At 66.1% G+C, this 17,699-nt stretch carries 15 protein-coding genes and 3 tRNA genes; 6 read left to right on the top strand and 12 right to left on the bottom strand.

Annotation, left to right across the window (positions count from 1 at the left end; translation table 11 throughout):
• Positions 1–100 precede the first annotated feature (100 nt).
• The 6 genes from WKB25_RS18400 to WKB25_RS18375 form a co-directional block, all read right to left on the bottom strand.
• Positions 101–766 carry an HNH endonuclease gene (locus WKB25_RS18400; RefSeq protein WP_025876340.1) on the bottom strand — a complete coding sequence of 222 codons (666 nt, stop codon included), beginning with the start codon at positions 764–766 and terminating at the stop codon, positions 101–103.
• A 474-nt stretch (positions 767–1,240) separates the two neighbouring features.
• Positions 1,241–3,031, bottom strand: coding sequence for an acyl-CoA dehydrogenase C-terminal domain-containing protein (locus WKB25_RS18395; protein WP_165377693.1), 1,791 nt, complete (start codon positions 3,029–3,031; stop codon positions 1,241–1,243).
• Between the two features lie 65 nt (positions 3,032–3,096).
• Positions 3,097–3,573 carry an LEA type 2 family protein gene (locus WKB25_RS18390; protein WP_100460875.1) on the bottom strand — a complete coding sequence of 159 codons (477 nt, stop codon included), beginning with the start codon at positions 3,571–3,573 and terminating at the stop codon, positions 3,097–3,099.
• Between the two features lie 163 nt (positions 3,574–3,736).
• Positions 3,737–4,288 carry a lipocalin family protein gene (locus WKB25_RS18385; protein WP_340572212.1) on the bottom strand — a complete coding sequence of 184 codons (552 nt, stop codon included), beginning with the start codon at positions 4,286–4,288 and terminating at the stop codon, positions 3,737–3,739.
• A gap of 185 nt (positions 4,289–4,473) precedes the next feature.
• Positions 4,474–4,549: transfer RNA gene (locus WKB25_RS18380), tRNA-Phe, on the bottom strand.
• 42 nt (positions 4,550–4,591) lie between these two features.
• A tRNA-Phe gene (locus WKB25_RS18375) sits at positions 4,592–4,667 on the bottom strand.
• Positions 4,668–5,004: 337 nt separating this feature from the next.
• Here WKB25_RS18375 and WKB25_RS18370 point away from each other — a divergent pair.
• Positions 5,005–6,024 carry an NADP-dependent oxidoreductase gene (locus WKB25_RS18370; RefSeq protein WP_340572211.1) on the top strand — a complete coding sequence of 340 codons (1,020 nt, stop codon included), beginning with the start codon at positions 5,005–5,007 and terminating at the stop codon, positions 6,022–6,024.
• Between the two features lie 68 nt (positions 6,025–6,092).
• Here the strand turns inward: WKB25_RS18370 and WKB25_RS18365 are convergent, their stop codons facing one another.
• Positions 6,093–6,545, bottom strand: a complete 453-nt coding sequence (locus tag WKB25_RS18365; RefSeq protein ID WP_340572209.1) for a hypothetical protein — start codon at positions 6,543–6,545, stop codon at positions 6,093–6,095.
• Positions 6,546–6,725: 180 nt separating this feature from the next.
• Here WKB25_RS18365 and WKB25_RS18360 point away from each other — a divergent pair, with 180 nt between their 5' ends.
• Entirely contained in the window at positions 6,726–6,899 is a 174-nt protein-coding gene (locus WKB25_RS18360; RefSeq protein ID WP_340572207.1) for a hypothetical protein, read from the top strand.
• 55 nt (positions 6,900–6,954) lie between these two features.
• Here the strand turns inward: WKB25_RS18360 and WKB25_RS18355 are convergent.
• The 4 genes from WKB25_RS18355 to WKB25_RS18340 form a co-directional block, all read right to left on the bottom strand.
• Positions 6,955–7,030 (bottom strand) — tRNA-Ala (locus tag WKB25_RS18355).
• 135 nt (positions 7,031–7,165) lie between these two features.
• Entirely contained in the window at positions 7,166–8,080 is a 915-nt protein-coding gene (locus WKB25_RS18350) for an alpha/beta hydrolase (RefSeq protein ID WP_340572206.1), read from the bottom strand.
• On the bottom strand, positions 8,070–8,963 hold the full coding sequence (locus tag WKB25_RS18345; protein WP_340572204.1) for an alpha/beta hydrolase: 894 nt from the start codon (positions 8,961–8,963) through the stop codon (positions 8,070–8,072). The genes WKB25_RS18350 and WKB25_RS18345 overlap by 11 nt, the downstream gene beginning before the upstream one ends.
• Positions 8,964–8,983: 20 nt before the next feature.
• Entirely contained in the window at positions 8,984–10,039 is a 1,056-nt protein-coding gene (locus WKB25_RS18340) for a sugar phosphate isomerase/epimerase family protein (RefSeq protein WP_340572202.1), read from the bottom strand.
• A 101-nt stretch (positions 10,040–10,140) separates the two neighbouring features.
• On the opposite strand from WKB25_RS18340, the gene WKB25_RS18335 reads away from it, so the two are divergent.
• On the top strand, positions 10,141–10,731 hold the full coding sequence (locus tag WKB25_RS18335) for a helix-turn-helix domain-containing protein (RefSeq protein WP_340572200.1): 591 nt from the start codon (positions 10,141–10,143) through the stop codon (positions 10,729–10,731).
• 153 nt (positions 10,732–10,884) lie between these two features.
• Positions 10,885–13,215: a TonB-dependent receptor gene (locus WKB25_RS18330; protein ID WP_340572198.1), complete on the top strand. Its 2,331-nt coding sequence runs from the start codon at positions 10,885–10,887 to the stop codon at positions 13,213–13,215.
• Between the two features lie 65 nt (positions 13,216–13,280).
• Here WKB25_RS18330 and rnd read toward each other — a convergent pair whose 3' ends face one another.
• Positions 13,281–14,360, bottom strand: a complete 1,080-nt coding sequence (gene rnd / locus WKB25_RS18325; RefSeq protein ID WP_340572196.1) for a ribonuclease D — start codon at positions 14,358–14,360, stop codon at positions 13,281–13,283.
• An 84-nt stretch (positions 14,361–14,444) separates the two neighbouring features.
• Here rnd and WKB25_RS18320 point away from each other — a divergent pair, with 84 nt between their 5' ends.
• Both WKB25_RS18320 and WKB25_RS18315 read left to right on the top strand, forming a co-directional pair.
• Positions 14,445–16,328 (top strand): formylglycine-generating enzyme family protein, encoded by a 1,884-nt coding sequence (locus tag WKB25_RS18320; protein WP_340572194.1) that lies wholly within the window; start codon positions 14,445–14,447, stop codon positions 16,326–16,328.
• A 102-nt stretch (positions 16,329–16,430) separates the two neighbouring features.
• Positions 16,431–17,321, top strand: a complete 891-nt coding sequence (locus WKB25_RS18315; RefSeq protein ID WP_100553057.1) for a M48 family metallopeptidase — start codon at positions 16,431–16,433, stop codon at positions 17,319–17,321.
• Positions 17,322–17,699 lie beyond the last annotated feature (378 nt).

Here is a 17,699-nt window from a genome sequence, read left to right as displayed (position 1 = left end):
TCGCACTTGTTCTGAACGCCCATTTTCGCCCTCAAACGGGGGTGGGGCAAGCAAACGCCGCCGTCCGTGACAGGACGGTGAGGGTTGCAATTTCAGGTGTTCAGGTGCAGAGCTTGGAACGCTTGGGCAGCTGGGCCCTCAGGAATGCCATCTGGTCGGCCAGGATGTTGCGGTTGGACAGGATCAGGTGCTCGATCCAGCTCGGCCGATAGGGCACCGCCAGCAGCGGCATGCCGGCCTGCTGCGGGGTGCGGTCGCTCTTGCGCGAATTGCAGTGGAAGCAGGCAGTGACTACGTTTTCCCAGGTATCCAGGCCGCCTTTGGACAAGGGCATGACGTGGTCGCGGGTGAGGGTCGGGCGGCCGAATTGCTGGCCACAGTAGAGGCAGAGATGGGCATCGCGGGCGAACAGGGCCGGGTTGGTCAGGTTCGGCGTCGGGTCCAGCGCACGTGAGCGGGCATGGCCGCGCGCGGCGATGATCGGGTGCAGGTCCATCCCGCTCTGCATGCCACTGCGACGATTGGTCCCACCGTGGATGTGCAGGCAGGGGTCGCCGAGGGTCCAGGCGACGGCGTCGCGGGCGTAGAGGCAGGCGGCGTCCTGCCAGGTGATCCAGTCCAGGACCCGCCCGTGGCCATCAAGTGAGAGCAACCGGACCGTGCCGGGGCGATGCAGCGTCGTGGCGTTGGGCGATGCTTCGGCGCCCGGAGCAGAAAACGGAGCTCCGGCTTCGATCAGACCCAAGCGTGTAGTGTCTGTCTCCATCGGGAAAACAGCTTATACCTGAATCATTGCGATTTGGGTATCGCACGGAGGGCGAAACCCAAATCGCAAGATTCAGGTCCGCGCATTCCGCATCCCAGCCCGCCGATGGCGGGTTGGGATGCCCACGCATTCCTCCTATTCCCCGCGCCTGCCGGCGCGCCCCCTTTAACAAAAGGGGGCTTTTCTCCAGATGGATTTCGGTGGTTTCCATCCACGCGTGGCGTGGATCTACGTGTCGACCAAGGTCGACACCTACCAACAGCCGCGGGGAATTGTCGAAGGCGGGGTGGGTCCGGTTGCGGGGGCGTGAGCGCCATGGATGGCGCGACCGAGGCTACAGGGACGTACTTGCGCCGCCCCCCGCAATTGGACCCACCCCGCCATTCCGCAGGAAACCAGCTGTTGCTGTTGCTCCAGCTGCTGCAGTTGCCGGCCAGCGGCCGGTACTACCGCAGGTGCCGGCTGCGGCCCGGCTCAGGCGCCGAAGCGTTCGTCGTCCATTGCCATCAGCGGTGCGGCACCCGCCTGGATGGCGGCGGCGTGGCTGAGGGTGCGCGGCAGCACGCGGGCGAAGTAGAAACGCGCGGTCTCGCGCTTGCCCTGGGCGAATGCTGCGCCGTGTGCGCTGGCATCGGCGGCGGCAACGCTGCGGGCCCACCAGTAGGCCAGCACCACATACCCCGAATAGAACAGGTAGTCGTAGCTGGCAGCGCCCAGTTCGTCCGGGTTGGCGGCCGAACGCTGCAGCACGTCCATCGTCAGCTTGCCCCATTCGGCGGCCTTGGCGCGCAGTGGGCCGATGAACTCGGCCAGGCTTTCGTTACCCTCGTTCGCCTTGGCGAACGCTTCGATCTCGGCCAGCATCAGCTTCAGGCCAGCGCCCTGGCTGGACGCGGTCTTGCGGCCGATCAGGTCCAGCGCCTGGATGCCGGTGGTGCCTTCATACAGCGTGGTGATGCGGGCATCGCGGGCCAGCTGTTCCATGCCGTGTTCGCGGATGTAGCCGTGGCCACCGAAACACTGCAGGGCGTTGTAGGTGTTCTCGATGCCCCATTCGGTCTGGCAGGCCTTCGAGATCGGGGTCAGGAAGCTCACCAGGGTGTCAGCGCGCTCGCGCTCACCGGCATCTTCCGCATGGTGGGCGACGTCGATCAGGGTGGCGGCATGCAGGGCCAGCAGGCGGCTGCCTTCAACCAGCGACTTGATGGTCAGCAGCATGCGGCGCACGTCCGGATGCACCAGGATCGGGTCGGCCGGCTTTTCCGGGAACTTCGCACCGCTGAGCGAACGCGACTGCAGGCGCTCACGGCTGTACTTCAGCGCGTTCTGGTAGGCGCGCTCGGACAGGCCGATGCCCTGCAGGCCGACACCCAACCGTGCAGTGTTCATCATGGTGAACATCGCCTGCAGGCCCTTGTGCGGCTGGCCGACCAGGTAGCCCTGGGCGCCATCGAAATTCATCACGCAGGTGACCGAGCCCTTGATGCCCATCTTGTGCTCGATGGAGCCGCAGCGCAGCGCGTTGCGCTCACCGACGTTGCCGTCGCGATCGACCTTGAACTTCGGGGTGACGAACAGCGAGATGCCCTTGGCGCCCGGCGGAGCGTCGGGCAGCTTGGCCAGCACCAGGTGCACGATGTTGCCGGTCAGGTCGTGCTCGCCGGCGGTGATGAAGATCTTGGTGCCGGTGATCGAATAGCTGCCATCGGCGTTCGGCTCGGCCTTGGTCTTGAGCAGGCCCAGGTCGGTGCCACAATGCGGCTCGGTCAGGCACATGGTGCCGGTCCAGCGGCCTTCGATCAGCGGCTTCAGGAATGCCTCGTGCTGCCAGGCTTCGCCGTGCTGCTTCAGCGCTTCGATGGCGCCGTGCGACAGCAGCGGGAAATTGCCCCAGGCGAGGTTGGCAGCGTTGATCATTTCATTGAGCGGCACGCCCAGCGTGTGCGGCAGGCCCTGGCCGCCCAGTTCCGGCGACGCGGTCAGGCCGGTCCAGCCGCCGTCGACGAACTGATCGTAGGCCTGCTTGAAGCCGGGTGGGGTGGTTACTTCGCCGCTGGCCTGGTCGAGCACGCAGCCGATCTCGTCACCCACGCTGTTGAGCGGGGCCAGTACGCTGGCGCTGAAGCGGCCGGCTTCTTCCAGCACGGCATCGACTACATCGGCGGTGGCGTCGGTGAAGCCAAGACGGGCGAACAGCGGCTCGACCTTCAGCACATCGTGCAGGCCGAAACGAAGGTCGGAAAGCGGGGCGGTGTAGCTGCTCATCGGTGCGTCTCGATTTGATCAGTAACAGGGGGAGCGGCGCGATGCGTCGCGGCGGAAAGCGGAGATCAGCGAAGTACGCCGGGCAGGCCCGGGGCCTGGTTCAGCGTGCTGCGGCTGTTGATATCGAAGGTGCGCTGCTTCTTTTCCTGCGGCGTGGCCGACACCGTGCCCTTCAGGCTGTAGGCGAGGGTGCGGTTGCTGGCCAGCGCGTCGGCGATCACCAGGCGTGCGGCTGGGCTGGGCTTGAAGTTGACGTTGATGACATCGGCGGAAACGCCGCCGATGGAGATGCCCGGCTTGGCGGACAGGGGGCCGGCCTCGGTGTCGCCGATGGTCAAGGCCAGCGCGACGTCGTCGAAGCTCATCGGCATCGAACTGTAGTTCTGCAGACGCAGGGCGACGGTCCAGTCGCCATTGGCCTGCACGGTCAGCTGCTGCAGGCTCGCGGCCGGTTCCGAGACACGCTTGACGATGCCATCGCCGCAAGCGACCAGGGCCAGGGTGCACAGGACGATCAAGGCGGTACGGAAGCGGTGGAGCATGGGCGCAGGTCCTCTGAAGGCGGTGCGTGGAATAAGCATACTACGGCGTATGGTGGAATGGGTCGCCTGCGGCGACCGGCCACAGAGGGTAGCGCGTGAAGATGTACGCGAGGCGTGCGCGATGCCGGATTACGGACGTAGCGTGCCCCGGTTGGGCGGCGCCTCAATCGGCGGGCGCGTCGCGCAGGGGCGCCATCATGCGCAGCGGTGCGAGGTCGTAGCCCATTGCTTCGGCCTTTGCCTTGAGCCGGTCGAACAGGGCGCGGTCCATCTCCGGCAGGCGCGCGAGGATCCACAGATACTTGTGACCGGGTTCACCGACCATCGCCCACTGGTAGTCCGGGTCCAGCGCGATCACCCAGTAGTCGGCCCAGACCAGCGGCACCCAGCTCAGCCAGTCGGGAACGAAGCGCACCTGCAGCTGCCCGGGCTGTCCCGCAACGGGTCGCGCCACGCCTTCGGCGACAACCCGCTCGCCATCGGCCTTGCGGCAGGCATTGGTGACGCTGATGCGGCCATCGCGGCGCAGCCCGTAGTTGGCGGTGATCTCGCCCACGCACTGCTTCTGGAACGATACCGGCAGATGGGCGATCTCGTGCCACTGGCCGGCGTAGCGATCGATGTCCAGTTCGCTGACGGCGCGCACGGGCTCGGCAGCGAGTGCCGGTGCGGCGAAAAGCAGCAGGCAGGCGAGCAGGGCAGGGCGCAGATGCATGGGGCGGCTCCGGGCAGGACTCTGGAGCGTAGGTTGCCCGGCACGCGGAGGTGTGAATGTTTCGTCAACCGGTGTGGCCGCATCCGCGCAGGATCGATGCGGCGTGATCCACGTGGTGCTTGGTCGGAAAGTCACAGACAAATCACAGACAAAAAAAGACCTGCATTTCTGCAGGTCTTCGAAAGTGGTGGCCGAGGACGGAATCGAACCGCCGACACGGGGATTTTCAATCCCCTGCTCTACCAACTGAGCTACTCGGCCATGTAGAAAAAAAAGACCTGCATTTCTGCAGGTCTTCGAAAGTGGTGGCCGAGGACGGAATCGAACCGCCGACACGGGGATTTTCAATCCCCTGCTCTACCAACTGAGCTACTCGGCCACTTGTTTCGTTGCAGCGATGTCGCTGCCGAGGACGCGCATATTACGGACGTAGGACAGGTTCGGCAAGCGTTTTGGAAAAAAACCTTCACATTGGTGTCTGCGGCCGGTGGAAGGCCCTGCAAGTGGTTGATCCTGCGTTGAGCCAGCTTGGCCGGAAATGCTGGACGCGGAAAACAGCAGCCCGTCGCTGGCGCCAAAGCTGACGGGGCAAGCGATGCAGCGGCGGAATGGGGAGGCACCGATGGAACGCTGTTTTCATAGCGCCCACGAGGGCAGGACGCGGCGTACTGTCGCGGTTCCCCTCCCCGACGCTGCCCGCAGCAGAGCCATTGGACATGTCCGATTCAACCACCCGCATCGTGCTCGCCTCGCGTCCGCAAGGTGCGCCGGTCGCCGCCAACTTCCGCCTCGAACAGACGGCCCTGCCGGCGCTGGCACCCGGCCAGGTGCTGCTGCGCAACCGTTACCTGTCGCTGGATCCGTACATGCGAGGACGCATGGACGATGGCCTGTCATACGCGCCGCCGGTGGCCGTGGATGCGGTGATGGAAGGCCAGACCGTGGCCGAAGTACTGCAGTCGCAGGCGCCTGGCCTGGCGGTGGGCGACCTGGTGCTGGCCCCTGGTGGTTGGCAGACCCATGCCGTGGTGGCGGGCGATGCGATCGGCCGGCGGCTGGATCCGGCCGGGCTGCCGCTGAGCACGGCGCTGGGCGTGTACGGCATGCCGGGGTTCACCGCGTACTCCAGCCTGATCGAAATAGGCAAGCTGCAACCCGGTGAGACCCTGGTGGTGGCCGCGGCCAGTGGCCCGGTCGGTGCCACCGTGGCGCAGCTGGCCAAGCTGCAGGGTGCACGCGTGGTCGCCATCGCCGGTGGCGAGGCCAAGCGGGCGTACCTGGAAACACTGGGCGTGGATGTGGCGCTGGACCATCGCGCCTCCGATTTTGCAGCGCAGCTGCGTGCTGCCGTACCGGATGGCATCGACGTGTATTTCGAGAATGTGGGCGGGCATGTGCTCGACGCCGTGCTGCCGCTGCTCAATGATTTCGCGCGCATTCCGGTATGCGGAACCATCGCCACCTACAACGCCCGCGGCGTCGCGCAGCCTGGGCCGGATAGGCTGCCGGCACTGTTCAGCCAGATCCTGCGCCAGCGGCTGACCGTGCGGGGCTTCATCGTCCATGACTTCAAGCATCGGTGGCCGGATTTCGAGCGCGACATGCCGCAGTGGCTGCGCGATGGGCGTATCCAGTACCGCGAAGACGTCGTGCAGGGGATTGAGAATGCACCGGAAGCCTTCTTTGGCCTGCTGCAGGGGCGCAACTTCGGCAAGCTGGTGGTGAAGCTGGATTGAGCGATTGCGTCTTGAAGGCGCCGAAACATTCCGGTGCCTTCCTTCTTCAACGCACGCCGTTCGTTGGCCTACTGGGCGAAGCGCAGTTGATTGGCGTCGCGGATCTGGATCTGGGTCTGGTAGTAGTACTTGTCGCTCTGCCGGCCGTTCGAATCGATGAAGGCGATGCGTACCCGACCCGCAGTACCGCGCACCAGCAGGCGCCGGTTCTGCAGCTGTTCGAGCTTCATGCCGAACGCTTTTTCCAGTTCCGGGCGCAGCGCGGCATCGATGTTGAGCGTGATGTTGAGTGGATGTCGGTAATCGCGCTCGCTGTTGAGGTAGATGCGCTCGCCTTCGGTACCGCTGGCCTGCACGGTCAGCACGAAAACGCCGGAGATGCCGCGAGAGGGATCATCCTGCGCCGCACGCACCGCTTCGTAGTTGCCGATATAGCCCGGTGGCGGCGCTGGTTGCCGGTCAAGGCGATGCGCGCAGCCAGTGGCGAGGAGCAGCGGGATCAACAGGGCAGGGCGATACATGGCGCGTCCTTGTGCGAGGTGACTCGCCGATTGTGACCACGCGACGATGACGATCACAAGCACTGCAGGAGCGTGATGGATGCACGCGCTGTTCGCGGGCAGCCGACCACCGCATCACGCAGGCGCGGATAGCGTTGTCTGCGTCACGCCGGCCTGTTGCCGGCGCCGTGGGAGCGATTCATGACCGAACACGACAAGAAGACCACGAACGCACACGAGGGTGTGCAGGAGAGTCGGCAGGACCGGCAGCAGGATGAAGTGGCAAAGCAGCGTCCCGGCCAACAGGATCAGAAGGTGCGCGATGCACATTCGCGTTCACCGGTGCGCAAGGACGGCGGGCAGGACCCGGCCTGAGCGTCTGGCCAGAACAGAAAGCCCCGGCAGAGCCGGGGCTTTCTGTTTTTTCATATGGTGGAGCCAAGGAGGATCGAACTCCTGACCTCGTCATTGCGAACGACGCGCTCTCCCAGCTGAGCTATGGCCCCATGGGGGGTATTGCATCCCGTGGGCAGCGGAGCTGGCGCCACGTGACGTCCCTAGCATAGCGCTGGCCGGTGCCGGCTGCAAAGGGGCAGGCCGAACACAGCGGCGCAGGTGATCTGCGCCGCTGCAGGCTTGGCTCAGGGCAGCAGGGCCGCCGCGCGCTGGATCGCGATGTCGGTCGCAGCCGACACACCATGCAGGTGGATGCAGGCATGGATCATTCCCGGCAGGCGCTCCAGCGTGCAGTCCACGCCCGCCTCCCGCAGCTGCGCGGCGTACTGTTCAGCTTCGTCGCGCAACGGGTCGAACTCACAGCTCAGTACTGTGGCCGCCGGCAGCCCGCGCAGATCGCGGGCGTGCAGGGGCGAGGCCAGTGCCTGTCGGCGGTCACCGTCGCCCAGGTAGGCCTGCCAGCAGCGCTGCATCAGTTCGGCGCTGAGGTAGTAGCCGTCGGCGAACTCGCGGTAGCTGCTGCTGGACATGGTGGCATCCAGTGCCGGGTACAGCAGCAGTTGATGCGATGGCAGTGGCAGTCCCTGATCGCGCAGCAGCAGGCAGCACGCGGCGGCGAGATTGCCGCCAGCGCTGTCACCACCGATGACCAGACGCGCTGGATCAAGGCCCAGGACTGTGGCATTGGCGTGCAGCCACAGCCAGGCGTCGGCGACGTCGTGCAGCGGCGTCGGGAACGGATGCTCCGGGGCCAGGCGATAGCCGACGGCCGCGATGACATGACCGCTGGCATTGGCCAGGGCCCGGCAGGGGCCGTCATAGACCGCCAGCGAGCACTGGAACCAGCCACCGCCGTGGGCGAACAACAGGGCAGGGCGCGGCTCGCTGCTGGCGGCTGCGGGCGTGTACAGGCGCACGACCAGCGCATGATCGTCGCGCGCGCTGATGACGTGCTCCACGACATGCGATACCGCCTCGGTGGCACCCTGCAGTGTGGGCAGCGCCTGCTCGCTGAGCGCGCGCAGTTCCAGCAGATCGTCCGGCAACGGTTGCGCCGCCACTGCATCGGCGAACGCCTGCAACGCAGGTTCAAGCGGCATGGTCAGCCTCCTGCAGGAATGGCAGCAGCTGGGCGAGGAAGGCGTGCGGTGCTTCTTCCATGATGAAGTGGCCGCAGCCCGGCACGACGCTGCCGCGCAGGTCATCGGCGTGCGGCTGCAGGGTCAGCATCGGGGCGTTGCCGGTGGCGTGCTCGGCGCCGATGGCCAGCACCGGCATCGTCAACCGGCGTTGTGCGCGGATCTGGTTCTGGCGGATGGTTTCCGGGATCGCGCGGTACCAGGCAAACCCTGCACGCAACGCGCCGGGCCGGCTGTAGGCAGCGATATAGGTTTCGCTGGCCACCGCATCGCGCCGGTACGACCAGCGGTCGAACATGAAATCCAGGTAGGCGCGTTCGCGACCGCTGATGAGTGCCTCGGGTAGATCGGCCACCTGGTTGAACATGAAGTGCCACAGGAAGATGTTGTCGGCTGGCGCGGCGAAGATGCCCGGCTCAGGTGCCAGCCCGGGAATGACCGCTTCGGTCACGGCCAGGCGCTGCACCGCCTGCGGCTGGTCGCTGGCCAACGCATAGGCGATCCACATGCCGATGTCATGGCCGACCACCTGGTAGCGCTCGTGGCCGAGGGCCTGCATGGTCTGATGCAGTACCGCGGCGGCACTGCCGGTGTCGTAACCGTGCGCGGGACGATCGGATTCGCCGATGCCGGGCGGGTCGACCGCGATCGCTTCGAAACCGGCCTCGGCCAGCGCATGCAGCACGTGGCGCCAGGCGTACCAGGTCTGCGGCCAGCCCGGGATCAACAGCACCGGGTGCCCGCTGCCAGCGGAGACGCAATGCACGCGCTGGCCGTCGATGCGCAGGTAGTGGTGGCGCAGGGTATCGTCGCCGGGGGTGCCAGCGGTGGGGAAGTTCGTCATGGGAATGTTCCTGTGGGGGCTCAGGCGATGCCGAGCATGTGCTGCATCTGGGCGCTGCTGATCGGCGCGCCGGCGAAGTCGTCGAAGATCTTGTCGGTGACCGGAATGATGTGGTCACGGATGAAGGCGGCACCTTCGCGCGCACCGGCTTCCTGGTCCTTCAGGCAGCACTCCCATTCCAGCGTTGCCCAGCCGGCGTAGTCGTACTGCGCCAGCTTGGAGAAGATCGACTTGAAATCGACCTGGCCATCGCCCAGCGAACGGAAGCGGCCCGCGCGTTCGGTCCAGTCGGCGTAGCCTCCGTATATGCCCTGGCGGCCATTGGGGCGGAACTCCGCGTCCTTGACATGGAACATGCGGATCAGCGGATGGTAGATGTCCAGGAACTGCAGGTAATCCAGCTGCTGCAGCACGAAGTGGCTGGGATCGAACAGGATGCGGCAGCGCTCATGCTGGCCCACGCGCTCGAAGAAGCGTTCGAAGCTGGTGCCGTCGTGCAGGTCTTCGCTGGGATGGATTTCGTAGCAGAGGTTGATGCCGTTGTCCTCGCAGGTATCGAGGATGGGCCGCCAGCGGCGCGCCAGCTCATCGAATGCGGCATCGATCAGGCCCGGGGGACGCTGCGGGAACGGGAACAGGTAGGGCCAGGCGAACGAACCGGAGAAGGTGCCCATGTCCTGCAGGCCGAGCCGGCGCGAGGCGCGGGCGGCCAGGTGCAGCTGCTGCTGCGCCCATTCGCTGCGGGCCTTCGGGTTGCCGCGCAGTGCTTCCGGCGCGAAGCCATCGCACAGCTCATCGTAGGCCGGATGCACGGCGACCAGCTGGCCGAGGATGTGGGTGGTCAGCTCGCTGACCTGCAGGCCGTGCTCGGCCAGGGTGCCGCGGATGTCGTCGCAGTAGTCCTGGCTGTCGGCAGCGGTGGCCAGGTCGAACAGGCGCGCGTCCCATGCCGGAATCTGCAGGGCCTTGAAGCCGTGGCCGGCCGCCCAGGCGGCGATGCCGGACAGGCTGTCGAACGGCGTCTGGTCGCCAGCGAACTGCGCCAGATGCAGGCTGGGGCCTTTGAGGGTTTGCATGTGTTGCTCCAATTGTTTGTCGATCAACAAAGAATAGGCGCGTGCATCGGGATGGTCAACACCCGCGTTACACTGCGCGCCTCAGAACGGCAGGCAGGCAGATGGCAGGGCGACCGCGCGAATTCGACAGGGACCAGGCATTGCGCAAGGCGATGCTGCTGTTCTGGCAGCACGGCTATGAGGGCACCTCGATGTCGGCCCTGGTCGAAGCGCTTGGCATTGCTTCGGCGCGCATCTACGCCGCGTTCGGCAGCAAGGAGCAGTTGTTCCGCGAAGCGGTGGCGCTGTACGAAGAAGGCGAGGGCGGCTTCGCGCCGCGCGCGCTGGAGCAGGCGTCACTGCGCGATGCGATCGGCAGCATGCTGCGTGATGCCGTGCTTACCTATACCCGTCGTGGTCGTCCGCATGGCTGCCTGGTGGTGTCCTCGGCCAGCAGCGTGTCACCGGAGGGCGAGGGCGTACGTGACTGGCTGGCCAGCCATCGTCGCCAGCGCACGGCGGCGATCATCGCGCGGCTGCAGCAGGCGCAGGCAGCCGGCGGGCTGGCCGCTGATCTGTCCGTGCAGGCCCTGGGCGATCATTTCGCCACGGTGCTGCATGGCATCTCGGTACAGGCGCGAGACGGCGTCAGCCGCGAACGCCTGTTGGCGATGGTCGAGGTTGCGCTGGCGCCGTTGCCAAAGGCCGGCTGAGGCCGGACTGTGCCGAAAACGGCTTGATGCCCTTGCTGTCTGCCGGCGCAACGAAATTGTAACAATTTGGAGGATAATGGCCGCTTGCGCAGTTTTCCTCCTATTTGCCGCCCGGTCAGCGCAGGCCGCACGGACGCCTCCTCAGAGCTTTCGATGCCTTCCCATTCCGATTCCCGCCGTTCGTCGGGCATGTCGTCCTCCCTCGTTTCCTTCCGTCGCCATCCGCTGGCCCTGGCCTGTGCAGGCCTGGCCCTGGCTGCCAGCTTCGGTGCTGCCGCGCAGGACAATGCTCCGACCCCGACCGGGCTGGACACCATCACCGTGACCGCCGAGCACCGCGAGCAGAACCTGCAGGAAGTGCCGGTGTCGGTAGGCGTGGTGCAGGGCGAGCGCATGCGCGACTTCACCGCCGGCGGCGACGACACCCTGCTGGCGCTGTCCGGCCGCGTGCCGAGCCTGTATGCGGAAACCACCACCGGCCGCATCTTCCCGCGCTTCTACATCCGCGGCCTGGGCAACATCGATTTCTACCTGGGTGCGTCGCAGCCGGTGTCGATCATCCAGGACGACGTCGTGCTGGAACACGTGGTGCTGAAGTCCAACCCGGTCTATGACGTGGACCAGGTGGAAGTGCTGCGCGGTCCGCAGGGCTCGCTGTTCGGCCGCAACACCACCGCCGGCATCGTCAAGTTCGACACCCTCAAGCCGACCCAGGACTACAGCGGCCGCGTCAGCGCCAGCTACGCCTCCTACAACAGCGTGTCGATCGACGGTGGCTTCGGCGGCCCGATCAACGACATTGCCTCGTTCCGTGTGTCGGCCCTGTACCAGCACCGCGACGACTACGTCGACAACACCTACACCGGCCCCAGCGCCGACGGCACGGTCAGCCCGAAGAAGAACGCCATGGGGGGCTTCGACGACCGCAACGTGCGTGCGCAGCTGCTGCTGACCCCGAGCGACCAGTTCTCGATCCTTGCTTCGGCCCACGCCCGCGATTACGAAGGCACCTCGACCCTGTTCCTGCGCAACGCGCTGACCAAGGGCTCGAACAAGACCGACGTGCCGCGTGACCAGGTGGCCTACGACGAGGCCGACAACAACCCGCAGGCGTACAAGACCTACGGCGGTTCGGTGAAGGCGCGTTATGACTTCGGCGCGATCGACTTCACCTCGATCACCGCGTACGAAACCACCTCCGGTTACAGCCGCGGTGACACCGACGGCGGCGCCGCGGTCAACTTCCCGGTCAATGGTGTGCCGAACGGCTATGGCCAGTCGATGGGCCAGATCCGTGACCTGGACCAGTGGACCCAGGAATTCCGCCTGGCCAGCCACGATGACAGCGCCCTGCAGTGGCAGGCCGGCGCGTTCTACTTCAACGGCAGCGATACCACCGACTTCTACCAGCGCGCCTGGTTCCTGAAGGGCGCGGCGCGCAACCCCAACAACTGGGTGCGCCTGCGCAACAAGAACACCTCGTGGGCCGGTTTCGGCCAGCTCAGCTACGCCTTCACCGACAAGTTCACCGTCACCGCCGGCCTGCGCCAGACCCGCGATGAGAAGCACACGCGCCTGCTGAAGACGGCTGATACCGCCACCGGCCTGGTCACCTACAAGGGCCGCACCGACGTCAAGATGACCGACACGACCCCGAGCTGGGATCTGAGCGCGATGTATCAGGTCACCCCGGACGTGAGTGTCTATGCGAAGGTCGCGCGCGGCTTCCGTGGTCCGACCATCCAGGGTCGTTCGGCTGTGTTCAATGCCGACTTCACCACCGCCGATTCGGAGACGATCCTGTCCTGGGAAGCCGGCGTGAAGAGCAGCCTGTGGGACAACCGCCTGCGTTTGAATGCCACCGCGTTCACCTACACCGTCAACGACATCCAGCTCAACGGCAACGATTCGGACGGCAACGGCGTGCTGTTCAACGCCGACAAGGCCAAGGCCTACGGCTTCGAAGCGGACATGGAGCTGCGCCCGATCCAGAACCTGACCCTGAGCGCCGGCCTGAGCCTGCTGCACAGCGAGATCAAGGACAAGCGCGTCTACGCACAGGTCTGCGGCCTGAACGGCCAGGTGGTGTGCACGGTGAACGATCCGACCATCAAGGTCGGTGCCAACACCTTCGCGCAGATCGACGGCAACCCGCTGCCGAACGCACCGAAGTACAACATCAACCTGGCAGCGCGTTACGACTTCCCGGTCAGCGACGCGGCCACGATGTTCGTGTCCACCGACTGGAACAAGCAGGGCTACACCAGCTTCGTGCTGTACGACAGCCAGGAGTTCAACTCCAAGGGTGATTTCGAGGGTGGCCTGAAGATCGGCTATTCGGGCAACTACGGTGCCTACGAAGTGGCGCTGTTCGCGCGCAACATCACCAACGAGAAGAACCTCAAGGGTGTGATCGAGAACTACATGGCCGCGGTCTACAACGAGCCGCGCACCGTGGGTGTTTCGCTGAACATGAACTGGTAAGCACTATCGGTTGGAGTATCGAAAACGGCGCTCATCGAGCGCCGTTTTTCGTTGTCCGCGGTTCCTCAGAGTGCCGGCAGCAATGCCTGCAACCGCGGCTCCAGTTCCTGCTGGCGCCAACCGGCCAGTGCGGCAGGCCACTGCCGATGCTCCAGATAGCTTTCCAGATGCTTGCGTGAGGCCAGCACGCCGTCGGCCAGGCCGAGCTCGCGGCTGCGTTCGGCCACCGCATCCTGCAGCTTCTTCAGCAGCTGCTTGCTGGCATCGCTGGCCTGCATCGCCAACGGCGCATCGGTTTCGTCGGCCAACGGCGTATCCAGCGCCTGCCATACGGCAGCAGCAAGCTTGCGCGGCGCCTTCGGGAACTGTTCGAACAGCTTGCTCAATGCAGCCACGTCGGCTGGCGGGGTGCGTGCCAGGGTCGCCGCCAGTTCATTGTCCAGGATCCAGCTGCGCGGACGGTCGCTGGCGCGCGCCTGCACATCGCGCCAGCGCAGCAGGCGCAGCAGGCGGCGCTGCGCGGGCGCGTCGAGGAACTGCGCCGAGCGCATGCCCAGGTGGGGCCAGCGGTCCTCGTCATTGGCGACGCTGGCCAGCAGGCGCTCGCCGTCGTCGTGCAGCCACTGCTGGCGCCCCAGCGATTCCAGCTTGGCGGAAATCGCATCATGCATCGCGAACAGATGCTCGACGTCGTCGGCGGCGTACTTCAGCTGCGACTCCGACAGCGGCCTGCGCATCCAGTCCGAGCGGGTTTCGCCCTTTTCCAGTGCTACCCCGGTGATCTCCTGCACCAGCTTCTGGTAGCCCATGCCAGCACCGATACCGGCCAGGGCGGCGCCGATCTGGGTGTCGAACAACGGGCGCGGCAGCACGCCGCAGGTCCACTTGAACGCCACCAGGTCTTCGCTGGCGCTGTGCATCACCTTGGTGATGGATTCATCGGCCAGCCACGGTGCCAACGCCTCGGGCATGCCGGGAATCAACGGGTCGATCAGCAGGATGTCCTCGCCGACGGCCATCTGCACCAGCGCCAGCTGCGGCCAGAAGGTGCGTTCACGGATGAATTCGGTATCCAGGCCGATGCGGGTCGGCCGCTGCTGGCGGTATGTGTCCAGCTCGGCGGGGGTGGTGATCCAGGTTGCCACAGGTCGGGGCCTACTACTCGTGTTTGCTCAGGCAGGTGAGAATAGCCTAACGTCGGTCCGCATCCGTGCCGAAGGAGGCCCTGCTTGCGTTTTCTGCTGTCGCCCGCGCTGTTTACCGCCTTGGCCGTGGGCCTGGCCGGTTGCACGCCGTCGCCCCCTGCGCAGACCTCCGGTGGCACCGCAGGCCAGCCGGCCGATCCCGCACCAGAGGCCGGTCCGGCACCTGCTAGCAGGCAGGGCACGGTGACCATTGCCGGTGACGATGCGGACGAGGACATCCAGCAGTGGACGCCACCGCGGGTCGATCGCCAGGGGCGTACGCTGGCACAGCTGCGCCGGGCTGCCGATCAGGCATTCGCGCGGGGGCATCTGTACGAAGATGGCGATGCGGCAGTTCCGCTGTGGCTGGCGGTGCAGGAAGAGGAACCCGATGATCGGCAGGCGCGGCAGGGGCTGCAACGCGCGAAACAGAAGTTGCTGCAGCAGGCCGATGCGTTGCTGCAGCGGCCCTTGCAGCAGCGTGAGGCACTGGCCGAAGCCGGGGGCCAGGCGCTGGTGCTGCTGGCCCTGGCGCCGAAGGATGAGAAGGTGCGCGCCCTGCAGGGCCGGGTGGAGACGGCGCAGCGCGTGGTCGCCTACAACCGCGCGGGCGAGGACGATCTGCGTGCCGACCGGATCGGTGAAGCGGGCGACGGCGCCATCGGCAACTTCCGCGAGGCACTGGCGCTGGACCCGGACAACCGCCGTGCACGACAGGGTCTGGCCGCTGCGGAAAGCGGGCTGATCCGGCGGGCCGAGGACGCCGCGCGCATCCGTGATTTCGCCAGTGCCGGCGCGTGGTTGGCAGAAGCCAGCAAGGTGCGGGACTCATCACCGACCATCGCCGATGCGTTCGAGCGCATCGAGCAGATCCGTACCGCGGCGCTGGTCCAGCTGCGCGATGGCGGCCTGCATGATCTGACCACCCCGCAGGGACTGAAGCCTGCGCGCGAGAAGCTGGCCGAAGCGCTGCGCATCGCCTTGCCGGGCGACGCGGTGGTGGTGCAGCTGCGCGAGCGCATCGAGCTGGCGACCCATTACGGCAGCTTCCGGCCGGGGCAGGTGTTCAGCGACGCGCTGCGTGATGGCGGCCGTGGACCGCAGATGATCGTGGTGCCACACGGCGGATTCCAGATGGGCGCCAGTGATACCGAGCCGGGCGCGACCGATGCGGAGCGGCCGTCGCACTATGTGCGCTTCGAGCGCGGATTCGCGATGGCGATCACCGAGATCACCGTGGGTGATTTCGAGCGTTATGTGAAGGCGACCAATGCCCGTCCACGTGCGACCCGGCGTGGACATTCGGTGGTCTATGACGAGCGCAGTGGCAATTTCATCCGTCGCAGCGGGGTGGACTGGCGATCCGACTATGACGGCGGGCGGGCACTGGGCAATTCGCCGGTGATGCACGTCAGCGTGCGTGATGCGGAGAACTACGCGACCTGGCTCTCCGAGCAGACCGGCCGCAGCTACCGCCTGCCCAGCGAGGCCGAGTTCGAGTACGCGATGCGTGCCGGCAGCAGTGGCCGTTACCCGTGGGGCGACGCCGGGCTGCCGCCGGAAGGCAGTGGCAATTACACCGGCAGCAAGGACGCTTCACCCTCCGGCAGGCATTGGCACAACGCCTTTGTCGGCTATGGCGATGGTTGGTGGGGGCCGGCGCCCGTGGCCAGTTTCCAGGCAAACGGCTTCGGGCTGCATGACATGGGCGGCAACCTGAGCGAGTGGGTGGCCGACTGTTGGCATGCCAGCTATCGGCGCGCGCCGGCCGATGGTGTGGCCTGGTTCAACCCGGGCTGCCGTTCACGGGTGATCCGGGGTGGCAACTGGGCCAATGCCCCGGAGCAGACCCGGGCGGCCTGGCGGCAGTCGCAGGATTCGGATACCACCAACGCGCGCATCGGCTTCCGCCTGGTCCGCGGTATCTGACGGACGCGCTCGCATCGGCGTCGGCTTCACCCGCCGCAGGCAGCGTCGCACTAAGATTGCGCCGTGCCCGCCGACCGGCGGGGTCAGCCGGAAGACCAGCCGATGCGCAATGATCCTTTTTCCCGCTCGCCGCAGCAGCGGCGTGGCCTGTTCGGCAACATCCGCTGGTGGGTGCTGCTGCTGGCCGCCGGCTATGCGGCGTTCTACTGGTTCTCCAACCGTGCGGTCGACCCCTATACCGGCGAGAAGGTGCTGATCGACAGCAGCTTGGATGCCAGCCAGGAGAAGGCACTTGGCCTGCAGGCCTATCAGCAGATCCTGTCGCAGGAGCGCCCGCTGGGCCCGAACGAACAGGTCTCGCGGGATGTCCGGGCGATTGCCGAGCGACTGATCGCCAAGGTGGACGTGGTCGAGACCGCGCTGGCGCAGGAACACGGGCTGCAACCGGCACATTTCGCCCGCGACTTCGAGTGGGAGGTCAACGTGATTCCGTCCGAGCAGGCGAACGCCTTCTGCCTGCCCGGCGGCAAGATGGCCGTCTATACGGGGTTGATTCCCGTTGCACGCACCCGCGATGCGATGGCAGTGGTGATGGGCCATGAAATCGCCCATGCGTTGCTGCGCCACGGTGCACAGCGCATGGCCCAGCAGAAGCTGACCCAGATCGGCCAGATGGCCGGCGCCGCCAGTGGCATGGATGCACAGCAGCAACAGATGATGATGTCGGCAATGGGCTACGGCTATCTGTTGCCGTATGCGCGCAGCCACGAGACGCAGGCTGATGAAGTAGGCCTGATGCTGGCGGCGGCGGCGTGTTTCGATCCGCGCGAGGCGGTGCCGTTGTGGCAGCGCATGGGTCAGGCGGGTGGCGGCCAGTCGCCGCCGGAATTCTCCTCGACTCACCCCAATCCGGGCACCCGCATCCAGAATCTGCAGGCGTTGATGCCGAAGGCGCTGGAGTACCGGCAGAAGTTCTGCGAGCAGGCAAGGTAAAGGGTGGTTCGGCAGGGCTGCGCCCTGCACCCGCAGAGGTCTGGAGCAACAGCCAAAGCAACAGCAACAGCGGGCTATCAGTGGGATGGCGGGGTGGGACCGGTTGTGGGGGACGCTGCAAGTACGTCCCTGTAAGCTCGGTCGCCGCATCCATGCGGCTCACGCCCCCGCAACCGGACCCACCCCGCCTTCGGCAGTTGTCCGCTGCTGTTGGTAGGTGCCGACCTTGGTCGACACGGTAGATCCACGCCATGCGTGGATGCATTTCGATCAATTGTCGAAATATTGGACCTCGATGGAGATTCATCCACGCATGGCGTGGATCTACCAGGCATCGGGAAACTGTCGAAGGCGCGGCGGTGGGGGGGGGGGGGGGGG

The organism is Stenotrophomonas sp. G106K1, assembly GCF_037969685.1.
GTDB classification, from domain to species: Bacteria; Pseudomonadota; Gammaproteobacteria; order Xanthomonadales; family Xanthomonadaceae; genus Stenotrophomonas; species Stenotrophomonas lactitubi.
Note: the sequence above shows the minus strand (reverse complement) of the source record. Positions and strands in the feature narration are given on the sequence as shown.

Excerpts from the sequence above, each read along its gene's own strand:
- WKB25_RS18330 (WP_340572198.1), top strand. The coding sequence starts at position 10,885 with ATGCCTTCCCATTCCGATTCCCGCCGTTCGTCGGGCATGTCGTCCTCC.
- WKB25_RS18335 (WP_340572200.1), top strand. The coding sequence starts at position 10,141 with ATGGCAGGGCGACCGCGCGAATTCGACAGGGACCAGGCATTGCGCAAG.
- WKB25_RS18370 (WP_340572211.1), top strand. The coding sequence starts at position 5,005 with ATGTCCGATTCAACCACCCGCATCGTGCTCGCCTCGCGTCCGCAAGGT.
- WKB25_RS18350 (WP_340572206.1), bottom strand. The coding sequence starts at position 8,080 with ATGCCGCTTGAACCTGCGTTGCAGGCGTTCGCCGATGCAGTGGCGGCG.
- WKB25_RS18385 (WP_340572212.1), bottom strand. The coding sequence starts at position 4,288 with ATGCATCTGCGCCCTGCCCTGCTCGCCTGCCTGCTGCTTTTCGCCGCA.
- WKB25_RS18315 (WP_100553057.1), top strand. The coding sequence starts at position 16,431 with ATGCGCAATGATCCTTTTTCCCGCTCGCCGCAGCAGCGGCGTGGCCTG.
- WKB25_RS18340 (WP_340572202.1), bottom strand. The coding sequence starts at position 10,039 with ATGCAAACCCTCAAAGGCCCCAGCCTGCATCTGGCGCAGTTCGCTGGC.
- WKB25_RS18365 (WP_340572209.1), bottom strand. The coding sequence starts at position 6,545 with ATGTATCGCCCTGCCCTGTTGATCCCGCTGCTCCTCGCCACTGGCTGC.
- WKB25_RS18395 (WP_165377693.1), bottom strand. The coding sequence starts at position 3,031 with ATGAGCAGCTACACCGCCCCGCTTTCCGACCTTCGTTTCGGCCTGCAC.
- WKB25_RS18390 (WP_100460875.1), bottom strand. The coding sequence starts at position 3,573 with ATGCTCCACCGCTTCCGTACCGCCTTGATCGTCCTGTGCACCCTGGCC.
- WKB25_RS18400 (WP_025876340.1), bottom strand. The coding sequence starts at position 766 with ATGGAGACAGACACTACACGCTTGGGTCTGATCGAAGCCGGAGCTCCG.
- WKB25_RS18345 (WP_340572204.1), bottom strand. The coding sequence starts at position 8,963 with ATGACGAACTTCCCCACCGCTGGCACCCCCGGCGACGATACCCTGCGC.
- WKB25_RS18360 (WP_340572207.1), top strand. The coding sequence starts at position 6,726 with ATGACCGAACACGACAAGAAGACCACGAACGCACACGAGGGTGTGCAG.